We start from the raw sequence: 11,831 nt of genomic DNA, 5'->3' as shown, positions 1-11,831 counted from the left end.
CGGAGACGGGGGCCCCGGGGGGGGGGGGGGGGGGCCCCGCGCCCTCCCGCGCGCGGGCCAAGGCCCGGGCGCGCGGCGCCCGCCCCGGCCCGGGGCCGGGGACGCCCGCCGCTCTTGTTCAGCCGCTCAGCCGCTCTCCGCTCAGCCGCTCAGCGCCGGGTGAACCCGTCGGCGAAGCCGCTGTTGAAGCCGGTCCCGGTCAGGGTGGCGGAGCCCTTCGCGGAGGTGCCCTTCTTGGCCTTCGTACCGCAGAACTCGGCCCCGACCGGGTCCCCGTCACCGCCCCAGTCCCCGTTGACGTTGTACGCCAGCGTGTGGCGTCCGTCCTCGGTGGTCAAGGCGGACGATCCGGAGCCGTGGATGCCGCCGCCGTGGCCCCACAGGGTCACCCCGCAGCCCAGGGTGTCCGTCGCGATGCCCAGGCCGTAGCCGGAGACGGTGGTCTTCATCGCCTTGAGCTGCTCGTTCGGGATCAGCTTGCCGCGCATCAGGGCGCTGAAGAACCGGTTGAGGTCCCCGGCGGAGGAGATCATGTCGCCGGCCGCCCAGGCGACGGACGGGTTCAGCTCCGTGACGTCGTAGACCTTGACCGTCGTGGGGCTGTCGGCGAGCACCGAGTAGCCCCGGCCGCTCGGCTTCGGCATCCGGGGGCTGTCCCCGGGGGCGGTGGTGGCCGTCAGCCCAAGCGGCTTGACGATCCTTTTCCGGACCTGGTTCTCGTAGGAGTCCCCGGTCACCTTCTCCAGGACCAGCCCGGCCAGGATGTAGTTGGTGTTGGAGTACTCGTGCCGGGCCCCGGGTGTGAAGTTCGGCGGCTGGGTCATGGCCTCCTTCACCCAGGTCTCGGGCGCGACGGAGGTGTAGCGGTTCTCGAAGAAGCCCGAGGCGAAGAAGTACCGCTCGGTGAAGCTCGGGGACGAGGTGTAGTTGTAGAGCCCGCTGGTGTGGTTGAGGAGCTGGCGCACGGTGATGGTGCTGCCGTCGTTGCCGTTGCCGGTGACCAGCCCGGGGAGGTGCTTCTCCACGGTGTCGTCCAGGTCGAGCTTGCCCTCGGCCTCCAGCTGGAGCAGCACGGTGGCGACGAAGGTCTTGGTGATGCTGCCGATCCGGAAGCGGTCGTCCTTGCCACGCGCCTTGCCGGTCTTCAGATTCCCGACGCCCGAAGCGCCCTTCCAGACGCCCTTGGCGTCCCTGGCCTGCCCGGTCACACCCGGCAGCCCGGACTTCACCAGGGTGTCGAACGCCTGCTGGGTGGCGGCGTGCCGAACGGTCGGCCGCTCCTCGGCCTGAGCGGGCACGGCGAAGACGGTGGCCGCCACCGCGGCGGCGGCGAGCGCCGCCAGGCCCGTACGGGTGAGCTGTCGTCCTGTCATGAGGTCCTCCCGGAAGTCGCCTTGCCCTGGGTGAACTTGGCCGGGGGCTTGGTCCCGGCGTTTCCGCAGAATTCGACATCGGTGATGTCGGGGCTGCTCTGCGCCCCCCAGTCGCCGTTGAGGTTGTACGAGAACTGCCGGCGGCCGTCCTCCGTGGTGACCACGTTGGAGAGCGAGCCGGCGATGCCGCCGCCGTGGCCCCACAGCTGGGTGCCGCAGCTCGTCCTGGACTTGATGATCCCGAGGCCGTACCCCATGTCGGGACCCCAGTCGGGGGCGGAGACGGTGGTCTTCATCGCCTTGAGCTGCTCGGGCGGCAGCACCTTGCCGGTGATCAGGGCCTTGAAGAAGCGGTTGAGGTCTCCGGCGGTGGAGATGATGTCGCCGTCCGCCCAGCCCTGGGAGCCGTTCATCTCGGTGACGTCGTGGATCTTGGCGTTGGGCTGGTCGACGAACAGCTTCGAGTACGCCCGTCCGCTCGGCCGGGGCATATGGGGGCTGTCGCCGGGCTGGCTGGTGGCCTTCAGCCCGAGCGGCTTGATGATCCGCTCGGACACCTCGTGCTCATAGGTGTTGCCGCCGACCTTCTCGATGATCAGCCCGGACAGGACGTAGTTGGTGTTGGAGTACGAGAAGGAGGTGCCGGGCTCGAAGCCCGGCCGGTGCTTCATGGCCACCGAGACATGGAACTCGGGCGTCAGGGTGTCGTAGCGGTGTTGGAGGAAGCTCTCCCCGATGAGGTACTTCGCGCCGTACTCCGGGTCCGAGGTGTAGTTGAAGATCCCGCTGGTGTGGTTGAGCAGCTGTCGTACGGTGATCTTGTTGCCGTCGTTGCCGTTGCCGCTGACCACGCCGGGGAGGTGCTTCTCCACGGTGTCGTCGAGGTCGAGCTTGCCCTCGGCCTCCATCTGCAACAGCACGGTGGCGACGAAGGTCTTGGTGATGCTGGCGATCCGGAAGCGGTCGTTCTTGCCGCGTGCCTTGCCCGTCTCGCGGTTTCCGACGCCCGAGGTGCCCTTCCAGACCCGCTGTCCGTCTCGGCTCTGGGCGACCACTCCGGGGATGCCGCCCGCCACGATGGCGTCCATCGCCTGCTGGGTGGCGGTGTGCCGGGGGGCCTTCGAGGACTGGTCCTGTGCCTGGGCCGGGGCGGCGAAGGCGGTGACCGCCACCGCCGCGGCGAGGAGGCCCACCACACCCGTACGCGCCTGCTCCCGTGTTTTTGTGCTCATGCCGTGCTGACTCCTTCTTCCTTCGGTGGTGCCGGTGGATGTCATCGGGTCAGGTGGGCGAGGGGCGCGAGGGGCGCGAGGGGCGCGAGGGGCGCGAAGCCCTTGGCACCGCCCTTGGGGACGCCGCTGCCGCAGAACTCGGCCTCCACCGGGTCCGCGACCCCGGGCCTCGCCCAGTCGCCGTTCAGGTTGTAGACGAGCTGACGGCTTCCGTCCTCCGTGGAGAGGGCGTTGGAGAGCGAGCCGATCCAGCCGCCGCTGTGCCCCCACAGCTCGATGCCGCAGCTGGTCTTCTCCCGGCCCAGGCCCAGCCCGTAGGCGGAGGTGCCGTCGTCGGAGTGGGCGGTGGTCGTCTTCATCGCCCTGAGCTGCTCGGCGGGCAGCAGTTCGCCGCGGAGCAGCGCGCGGAAGAAGCGGTTCAGATCGCCCGCGCTGGAGATCATGTCGCCGTCCGCCCAGGACTGGGAGGCGTTCTGGAGGGTGGCGTCGTGCACCTTGGCGGTGGCCGGGTCGAGGAACAGCACCGAGTAGGCCCGGCTGCTCGGCTTCGGCATCAGCGAGCTGTTCCCGGGGACGGTGGTGGCCTTCAGCCCGAGCGGCTCGATGATCCTCTTCCGGACCTGGTTCTCGTACGAGTCCCGGGTCACCTTCTCGATGATCAGCCCGGCCAGGACGTAGTTGGTGTTGGAGTACGCGTAGGCGGTGCCGGGCGCGAAGTCCGGCCGGTGGGACATGGCGGCGTCGACCGCGACCCGCGGTGACCGGTAGTCGTAGCGGTGCTTCAGGAAGCCGTCGCCGATGAGGTACTTGTTGTGGTACTCCGGCACCTGGAGGTACTCGTAGATCCCGCTGGTGTGGTTGAGCAGCTGCCGCACACTGATCTTGCTGCCGTCGTGGCCATTGCCGCTGACCACGCCGGGGAGGTGCTTCTCCACGGTGTCGTCGAGGTCGAGTCTGCCCTCGGCCTCCAGCTGGAGCAGCACGGTGGCGACGAAGGTCTTGGTGATGCTGGCGATCCGGAAGCGGTCGTTCTTGCCGCGCGGCTTGCCGGTCTTCAGATTTCCGACGCCCGAGGTGCCCTTCCAGACCCGCTGTCCGTCCCGGCTCTCGGCCAGCATCCCCGGGATGCCGCTCGCCACGATGGCGTCCATCGCCTGCTGGGTGGCGGTGTGCCGGGGGGCCTTCGAGGGCTGGTCCTGTGCCTGGGCCGGGGCGGCGAAGGCGGTGGCCGCCACCGCCGCCGCCAGAAGTCCGACCGTTCCGGTACGGGTGTGAGTACGGGTACGAGTACGGGTCATGCGCCGTGCTGCCATCTGCTGTGCTCCTCAACTCCGCCGGGGTACCGCCCCCGCTGCCGGGCCGGACGGCTCCCCGGGTGAACTGTGACCGCGGGCCGGGGCGGCCGCCTCGGACCGGCATCGCCTGAAGTGACCGCGTGAGGGGGCGGGAGGGTTGATCGCTCCACCGGGCGCGCCGCCGAATGGCCGAAGACAGTCGTTGGCCGAAAAGGCGGATTTGACCGAAAGTAGCCGCGAAGGCAACCGGATCGTCATCTCATTCCTCTGTCGCGCTACGCGCGTTGACCCTAGGCTGCGCTCGCAGCACACATATCCACCGCGCAACCACCAAGGGGAGCGATGTCAGCCAGACCGCACAGGACGGGCCCTTCGTCCAGAAACCGCCGGATACTCGCCGTGGTCGCCGGACTGACCACTGTCGGCGCACTCGTCGCGGCCATGCCCGCCGGATCCCACGAGGCACAGGAGCGCAGCCACGGTCACGGCCGTACGGTGGATGTGCAGCTGCTGTCCTTCAACGACCTGCACGGCAACCTCCAGCCGCCGTCCGGTTCCGGCGGCCGGGTCACCCACACCCACCCCGACGGCACCACCAAGACCATCGACGCGGGCGGTGTCGAGTACCTCGCCACCCATCTGCGTGAGGCGCGCGAGGGCAACCGCTACTCCGTCACCGCCGCCGCGGGCGACCTCATCGGCGCGACGCCGATGCTCTCCGGGCTCTTCCACGACGAGCCCACCATCGAGGCGCTGAACAAGCTGGACCTCGACGTCTCCTCCGTGGGCAACCACGAGTTCGACGACGGCGCGAAGGAACTGGGCCGCATCCAGAACGGCGGCTGTCACCCCACCGCGGGCTGTCACGAGCCGGGCAAGAAGTTCAAGGGCGCGGACTTCCCCTACCTCACCGCCAATGTGACCCACGAGAAGTCCGGCAAGCCGCTGCTCGACCCGTACTTCATCTGGAAGAAGAACGGCGTCAAGATCGGCTTCATCGGAGTGACCCTGGAGGGCACCCCGGACATCGTCAACGCCAACGGCATCAAGGGCCTGAAGTTCAACGACGAGATCGAGTCGATCAACAAGTACACCAAGATCCTGGAGCGCAAGGGCGTCAAGGCGATCGTCGCCCTGCTGCACGAGGGCGGCTACCCCGCCTCCTCCTCGTACAACTACGACTGCGACAGCCCCGGCGCGGGCGACGGCATCTCCGGCCCGATCGTGGACATCGCCAAGAAGGTCAGCCCGCAGGTCGACGCGCTGGTCACCGGCCACACCCACGAGGCGTACGCGTGCACCATCCCGGACCCCTCCGGGAAGCCGCGCACCGTCACCTCGGCAGCCTCCGCCGGGCGGCTGTACACCGACACCACGCTGACCTACGACCGCCGCACCCGCGATGTGGTCCGCACCTCCGTCGAGGCCGCCAACCACGTGGTCACCCGTGATGTGCCCAAGGCCCCGGACATGACCCGGCTGATCGACCGCTGGACCACTCTGGCGGGCCCGATCGCGGGCCGTCCCGTCGGACACATCGCGTCCGACATCGAGACCTCGGCCACCGAGGAGAGCCCCCTCGGCAACCTCATCGCCGACGCCCAGCTCGAAGCCTTCGCCCCCGCCGACAAGGGCGGCGCGCAGCTCGCCCTGATGAACTCCAAGGGCATCCGCGCGAGCCTGGTGCACAAGGCGTCCGGGGCCGAGGGCGACGGAGTGGTGACCTACGGCGAGGCGTTCACCGTCCAGCCGTTCACCAACATGATGAACGTCGTCGACCTGACCGGCGCGCAGCTCGTCACCGCGCTCCAGCAGCAGGTCAGCGGCGCGAACCTGGAGACCCCGAAGATCCTCCAGAGCTCGAAGGGCCTCACCTACACCCTCGACTGGACCAAGACCGGCGCGGACCGCGTCGTCGCCTCGTCCGTCAGGCTGAACGGCGAGGCCATCGACCCGGCGAAGACCTACCGGGTCGCGATGAACGAGTTCCTCTCCGCGGGCGGCGACGGCTTCGCCGTGCTGAAGGAGCACCGCAACAAGGTCGTCGGCGCCTCCGACCTGGATGTGTTCATCGGTCATCTGACCGCGCACTCCAGCGCCGCGGCCCCGCTGACCCCGCCGGCCGTCGGCCGGGTCACGGTCGTCAAGTAACGGCGGAAGACGGTACGGAGGCGGGGCGGCGGGTCCGACGGACTCGCCGCCCCGCCGCGTTCCCCGCGTTCCCCGCGTTCCCCCGCGTTTCTCAGCCCGCCGCCGGTGCCTTCGGCGCCAGGCCGAGGTTGTACACCGTCCATTCGGCGAACGGCCGGTACCCGACGCGCTCGTAGAGGGCGTTGCTGGTGGCGTTGGCCGCGTTCGTGTACAGCACCGCCTCCGTCGCCCCCGCGTCGAGCGCGGCGCGGGTGACCGCCACGGTCACGGCCGCCGCGTACCCCCGGCCGCGCAGCGGGGCCGGGGTGTAGACGGGGTCCACCCGGGCCATGCCCGCGACCGTCGGATTGATGCCCGCCATGGAGACGGGGGTGCCGTCCGGGGTCTCCCAGAAGGTGTAGCGCTTCTCGGCGAAGCGGGTGACGGGCCAGGTGCCCGCGTCGATGGTGACGCTCTCGCCGACGTCCGCCGCGAACCCGCGGCACCAGCGCATGAGGTCCTCGTGGTCCGCCTCGCCCAGGGGCCTGCCCCGGCCCGCCGGGAACGGATCGGGCGGGGTGAGCGCGGCGAGACGGCGCAGCCGGAGCCGGACGCGGACGGACGGCTCCGCGCCCGTGTGCCGCTGCCAGGCCCTGGCGAAGGCGGTGGCGGTGGCGTGCTCCGCGCTGACGGAGGGCAGCGAGTGGCCGAGGGCGACCAGATGGGCGGCGAGGGAGTCGGCCTGCCCCGGGGTGAGCGGGGTGACGCTCAGCCCGCCGGAGGGGAAGCGGTGGAAGGCGGCGAGGACCTCGCCCGCCCGCTCCAGCCTGCCGAGGACGGGGGGACCGTCGCCGAACGAGGCCGGTCCGAGCGTCCGCAGCTTCTCGACCGTCGTCAGCGCGGTGGTGTGCATGACGGGCCGCGAGCGCAGGAACTCTCCGGCGTGGGTGAGGAAGTCTTCGAGGTCTTCGGTGAGGTGCCAGTCGTCCGTGAGCATCCCGCATGATCGCCGACGGACCCGCCCCCGGGGAAGCCGAACACCCGGTGATGGTCCACCGCCTCCGGACGCTCTCCCCGGCAGCGGACCCCCTGCTCAAATCCCTCACGGCCGGGGGCCGTCGGGGCCCATACTGGCGCGGTGTTCACCGCCGACGACGCCGCAGAGCTGTACGACCTGCTGAACCCCTGGGACGCCGGACTCTTCCCCGCCAGCCGCTTCTACGACGAGTTGGTCATGGCCGCCGACTCGGTCCTCGACGTCGGCTGCGGCACCGGCCTGATGCTCCACAGCGCCCGCGAGCACGGCCACCGCGGCGCTCTCACCGGCCTCGACCCCAACCCCGCCGCGCTGGCGCGCGCCCGCCGCCGCACCGATGTCGAATGGACCGAGGCCACCGCCGCACAGGCCCGCTGGGAGCGCGCCTTCGACCTCGCGACGATGACCAGCCACGCCTTCCAGTGCCTCGTCTCCGACGAGGAGCTGCGCGCCTCCCTCACCGCGATCCGCGCCGCCCTGCGCGAGGGCGGACGCTTCGCCTTCGAGACCCGCCACCCCCAGGCCCGCGCCTGGGAGCGGTGGAGCCCTCCGTACGCCCGTGACATCGCGGGCCCGGACGGCCGCGCCCTGCGCGTCGGGCACCGCGTCGACTCCGTCGTCGGCGAGGTGGTCACCTTCACCGAGACGACGGCCGACGCCGAAGGCACCGTGCTGTACACCGACCGCGAGAGCCTGCGCTTCCTCGGCGCCGGCCCGCTCAACGCCTTCCTCGCGGAGGCGGGTTTCGCGATCGAGGCGCAGTACGGCGACTGGCACGGCGGGCCCCTCACCGCCGACAGCACCGAGATCGTCACCGTCGCCGTACGCACCGGCTGACTTTTTCCGACCCCCCTCAGGGGTGCGCCGAAGGCGGCGGCACCGAGGCCCCCGGCAGCCGGATCACCGCACGGGTGCCCCCGCCCGGGGCGCGCTCCAGCCGGATGTCGCCGCCCGACTGCTGGACCACCCGCGCCACGATCGAGAGCCCGAGCCCCGACCCCGGCAGCGACCGCGCCGACGGCGAGCGCCAGAACCGCTCGAAGACATGCGGCAGCTCATCGGCCGGGATGCCCGGACCCCGGTCCCGCACGGTGAGCGTGCCGTCCTTCAGCCGCACATCCACCGTGCCGCCCGCCGGGGAGAACTTCACCGCGTTGTCCAGCACATTCACCAGCGCCCGCTCCAGCACGGCGGGCTCCGCCCGTACGTACCAGGGAGCGATCTCCGTCGCGAAGACCAGCTCCGGACCGCGCAGCCGCGCCCGGCCCAGCGCCGTCCCCAGGATCTCGTGCAGCGCCACCACCGTCACCGGGCCGCCCCGGACCGCGTCCGGCCGCGACAGCTCCTGAAGATCGCCGATCAGCGAGGCCAGCTCGGTCATCTGCGCCTCCACGGACGCCAGCAGCGCCTGCCGGTCCGCCGGCGGGATCGCCCGTCCGGTGCGCTCACTGCGCACCAGCAGCTCGATATTGGTCCGCAGCGAGGTCAGCGGCGTACGCAGCTCATGGCCCGCGTCCGCGATCAGCCGGGCCTGCCGGTCCCGCGAGGAGGCCAGCGCGGCGGTCATCGCGTTGAAGGACCGCGACAGCCGGGCGATCTCGTCCTCCCCCTCCGCCGGGATCCGCACGGTCAGATCCTCCGTGCGCGCCACATGCTCCACCGTCTCGGTGAGCTGGTCCACCGGCCTCAGCCCGGTCCGGGCGACCAGCAGCCCCGCCGCGCCCGCGCCGACGACACCGACCCCCGCGAGACCGCTCAGCAGCAGCGCCAGCCGGTTCAGCGAGGTGCTGATCTCATCCAGCGGCCGGGAGACGGACACCGCGACATTGATACCGCCGCCGATGCCCATCAGCGTGGTGTGCACCCGCACCGGAGAGCCGTCGTCGGTGACGCTGTCGTGCAGGGTGCTCTTCAGAGTGCCGTTCGCCACCCCCACGTCCGAGGGCCGCACCTTCACCGGCTCGGAGTACGGGCCGACACAGCGCGCGCCGTTCGGCGTCACGAGCTGGGTGTACGCGAAGTTCGGCGACTGCTTGCTGTCGGCCGGGCGCACGTCGTAGCAGCTCGCGTACGCCTGGCGGACCATGTCCACCGGCGCGCTGGTGTTCCGCAGAGTGGTGTTCAGCTCCTCGTACAGCTGACCCCGGGTCAGCAGCCAGGAGACGACGGAGACGGCCGCGACCGCGACCGCGACGGCGGTGGCCACCAGCAGGGCGAGCCGGGACCTCAGGGGCAGCGTACGGAACCGGCCGGTCAGGCCCGTCACGCCTCACCGCCGCCCGCGCGCAGGACATAGCCCACCCCGCGCACCGTGTGCACCAGCCGGGGCTCGCCCGCCGCCTCGGTCTTGCGCCGCAGATACATCACATACACATCCAGTGAATTGGAACTGGGCTCGAAGTCGAAGCCCCAGACGGACTTGAGGATCTGTTCCCTGGTGAGCACCTGCCTCGGGTGCGCCAGCAGCAGTTCCAACAGCGTGAACTCGGTACGGGTCAGCTCCACCGGGCGCGCCCCCCGGTGCACCTCGCGAGTGATCAGATCCATCCGCAGATCGCCGAAGGACAGCACCTCGTGCCCGTCGTCCCCCTCCGCCGCCCCGCCCGCGGGCGCGGCGTACGCACTGCGCCTGAGCAGGGCCCGGATCCGGGCGAACAGCTCGTCCAGCTCGAACGGCTTCACCAGATAGTCGTCCGCCCCGGCGTCCAGCCCGGTGACCCGGTCGCCGACGGTGTCACGGGCGGTCAGCATCAGAATCGGCACCGTGGACCCCGTGCTCCGGATCCGGCGGGCCGCGGTCAGACCGTCCATCCGGGGCATCTGGATGTCCAGCACGATCAGATCCGGCTGATACGCCTCCGCCTTCGCCAGCGCGTCGACGCCGTCGACGGCGACCTCCGTGCCGTACCCCTCGAAGGCGAGGCTCCGGCGGAGCGCCTCCAGGACTGCGGGCTCGTCGTCGACGATCAGGATGCGTTCGCCTTCGCGCGGGGTTGTCATGGAACCAGCCTCGCACGCGGGCCCCTGGCTCAGCGGTCGCCTTTGCGGAGGTCGCCGAGGACACTCTTGACGGTGTCCACGGGGATGGCGAAGCCGAGGCCGACGCTGCCCGCGGCCGACTCGCCCGCCGCGCTGGGCGAGTACATGGCGGAGTTGATCCCGATGATCTCGCCGCGCATATTGATCAGCGCGCCGCCCGAGTTCCCCGGGTTCAGCGAGGCGTCCGTCTGGATCGCCTTGTACGTGGTCTTCGAGTCCCCGGTGTCGCCGTTGAACTGCCGCCCGCCGAACTCGAAGGGCCACCCGGTGTCCGGCAGCCGCTGCTCCTGCCCCGGCTCCTTCGCCACCGTCACATCCCGGTCGAGCGCGGAGACGATCCCGCTGGTCACCGTGCCCGTCAGCCCCTCGGGCGAGCCGATCGCGACGACCTCCTCGCCCACCGTGAGCTTCTCCGATTCGCCCAGGGCCGCCGCCTTGAGGCCGCTCGCCCCCCGGAGCTTGATCAGCGCCAGATCCTTGCCGGGGTCGGTGCCGACGACATCGGCGGTGGAGGTCTTCCCGTCGCTGAGACCGACCTGAACGGTCTCAGCGCCGGAGATCACATGGTTGTTGGTGATGATCTCCCCGTCCCCGGTGATGATCACACCCGAACCCGTGGACTGCCCCGCCACACCCCCGGCCCTGATCTCCACGATGCTCGGCATGACCGCCTGGGCCACCCCCGCCACCGTCCCCGCGCCGCTCGTGGACACATTCGTCCCACTCACCCCGGCACCCGGCGCCCCCGCCCGCTCCCCGCCCGTCTCACCGAACCCGCCGACCAGCGTCGCCACCCCGCCCCCGACGGTCGCCGCCACGATCGCCACCGTCAGCAACAGCCCGATCGGCCGCCGCGCCCGCGCCTGTGCCCGGTGCGTCGCCGGGGGCTGTTCGGGCTGCGGCGGATAGGCGGTGGTGTCGTAGGTCTGGGGCTGCGCCTGGTAGTGGTCCGTCATGGATACGACTGTCCCGGCGGCAGATGAGAACCGTCTGAGGCGGCCGTAAGAACAGCACCAGAAATCCGTAGGACCCGGATAAACAGATGCGGCCCCTCTCTCCCCCTACACCTGCCGGCCCAGGAAATTCAGCAGCCTGGTCCGGGCATCCGCGTCGGCGGCCGAAGGCACCTTCGCGCCGAACGCCTGCGGCATCCTGATGTCCCGGTCCTCCGGCAGCAGGATTTCCGTCGCCACCGCCACCGCCTCGGAATCCAGTCCCTCGTCCTGACCGGTCGCCCGCGCCAGATCCCACCCGTGGATCAAGGTGTCGGCACACGCCATCCGCCGCACGAACTCCTCGAACGGCATGGAGCCGAACTCCTCCCCCAGAAGCGTGCGCGCTTTCACCGGGTCCCGCAGGGCGGCCTTGATCGCCTCCGACGCCGCATCCCACGCCCGAGGCAGATCCTCGCCCCGGCCGGGCGCGGAATAACCCGAACCGTCCAGCCCTGCGATGGCCCTCCGGTGATTCGAGATCACATGCGCCACAACGTCCCAAGCCGTCCATCCAGGACACGGGGACGGATCTTCCCATCTGTCCGGCGGGCAATTGAGGATCAGCTCCCCAAAGCGTTCCGCGATCCGCTCGTAAAGCTCCGGCACTGAAGATCTCACTCGACTCTTCTCTCCGATTTCCGAACCGTCATCCCGGGCCCGCCGCCTGCCCCGCCCGTCCCATCAGGCCCTGTAGTCACACGAGTGCCCCAGCGCTACCGTGGCCTCAGCGA

General features: G+C 70.6%; 10 protein-coding genes. 2 read left to right on the top strand and 8 right to left on the bottom strand.

Features of this window, described 5'->3' with window-relative positions:
• Positions 1-149: 149 nt before the first annotated feature.
• Genes IE247_RS29815 through IE247_RS29805 form a run of 3 tightly spaced genes read right to left on the bottom strand, consistent with a single transcriptional unit; the run spans position 150 to position 3,918 of the window.
• Positions 150-1,373, bottom strand: coding sequence for a serine hydrolase domain-containing protein (locus IE247_RS29815; protein ID WP_190126434.1), 1,224 nt, complete (start codon positions 1,371-1,373; stop codon positions 150-152).
• Positions 1,370-2,605, bottom strand: a complete 1,236-nt coding sequence (locus IE247_RS29810; RefSeq protein ID WP_229869439.1) for a serine hydrolase domain-containing protein — start codon at positions 2,603-2,605, stop codon at positions 1,370-1,372. The genes IE247_RS29815 and IE247_RS29810 overlap by 4 nt, the downstream gene beginning before the upstream one ends.
• A 41-nt stretch (positions 2,606-2,646) precedes the next feature.
• Positions 2,647-3,918 (bottom strand): serine hydrolase domain-containing protein, encoded by a 1,272-nt coding sequence (locus tag IE247_RS29805; RefSeq protein WP_190126432.1) that lies wholly within the window; start codon positions 3,916-3,918, stop codon positions 2,647-2,649.
• A 324-nt stretch (positions 3,919-4,242) separates the two neighbouring features.
• Here IE247_RS29805 and IE247_RS29800 point away from each other — a divergent pair, with 324 nt between their 5' ends.
• On the top strand, positions 4,243-6,051 hold the full coding sequence (locus tag IE247_RS29800; protein WP_190126431.1) for a bifunctional metallophosphatase/5'-nucleotidase: 1,809 nt from the start codon (positions 4,243-4,245) through the stop codon (positions 6,049-6,051).
• 91 nt (positions 6,052-6,142) lie between these two features.
• On the opposite strand, the gene IE247_RS29795 is transcribed toward IE247_RS29800, so the two are convergent.
• A complete protein-coding gene (locus IE247_RS29795; RefSeq protein WP_190126430.1) occupies positions 6,143-7,027 on the bottom strand; it encodes a GNAT family N-acetyltransferase in 885 nt (294 codons plus the stop codon).
• A gap of 141 nt (positions 7,028-7,168) precedes the next feature.
• On the opposite strand from IE247_RS29795, the gene IE247_RS29790 reads away from it, so the two are divergent.
• The gene (locus tag IE247_RS29790) at positions 7,169-7,903 is read left to right on the top strand and encodes a class I SAM-dependent methyltransferase (RefSeq protein WP_190126429.1); all 735 of its coding nucleotides are present in this window, start codon (positions 7,169-7,171) and stop codon (positions 7,901-7,903) included.
• Positions 7,904-7,919: 16 nt separating this feature from the next.
• On the opposite strand, the gene IE247_RS29785 is transcribed toward IE247_RS29790, so the two are convergent.
• The 4 genes from IE247_RS29785 to IE247_RS29770 all read right to left on the bottom strand — a co-directional run bounded on the left by IE247_RS29785 (position 7,920) and on the right by IE247_RS29770 (position 11,718).
• Entirely contained in the window at positions 7,920-9,332 is a 1,413-nt protein-coding gene (locus IE247_RS29785) for a HAMP domain-containing sensor histidine kinase (RefSeq protein WP_190126428.1), read from the bottom strand.
• Positions 9,329-10,066, bottom strand: coding sequence for a response regulator transcription factor (locus tag IE247_RS29780; RefSeq protein WP_190126427.1), 738 nt, complete (start codon positions 10,064-10,066; stop codon positions 9,329-9,331). The genes IE247_RS29785 and IE247_RS29780 overlap by 4 nt, the downstream gene beginning before the upstream one ends.
• 29 nt (positions 10,067-10,095) lie before the next feature.
• The gene (locus tag IE247_RS29775) at positions 10,096-11,061 is read right to left on the bottom strand and encodes a S1C family serine protease (protein ID WP_190126426.1); all 966 of its coding nucleotides are present in this window, start codon (positions 11,059-11,061) and stop codon (positions 10,096-10,098) included.
• Positions 11,062-11,166: 105 nt separating this feature from the next.
• The gene (locus IE247_RS29770) at positions 11,167-11,718 is read right to left on the bottom strand and encodes a TIGR03086 family metal-binding protein (RefSeq protein WP_229869438.1); all 552 of its coding nucleotides are present in this window, start codon (positions 11,716-11,718) and stop codon (positions 11,167-11,169) included.
• Between the last annotated feature and the right edge of the window lie 113 nt (positions 11,719-11,831).

This window comes from Streptomyces inusitatus, from assembly GCF_014651115.1.
In the GTDB taxonomy this organism is placed as follows: Bacteria; Actinomycetota; Actinomycetes; order Streptomycetales; family Streptomycetaceae; genus Streptomyces; species Streptomyces amakusaensis.
Note: the sequence above shows the minus strand (reverse complement) of the source record. Positions and strands in the feature narration are given on the sequence as shown.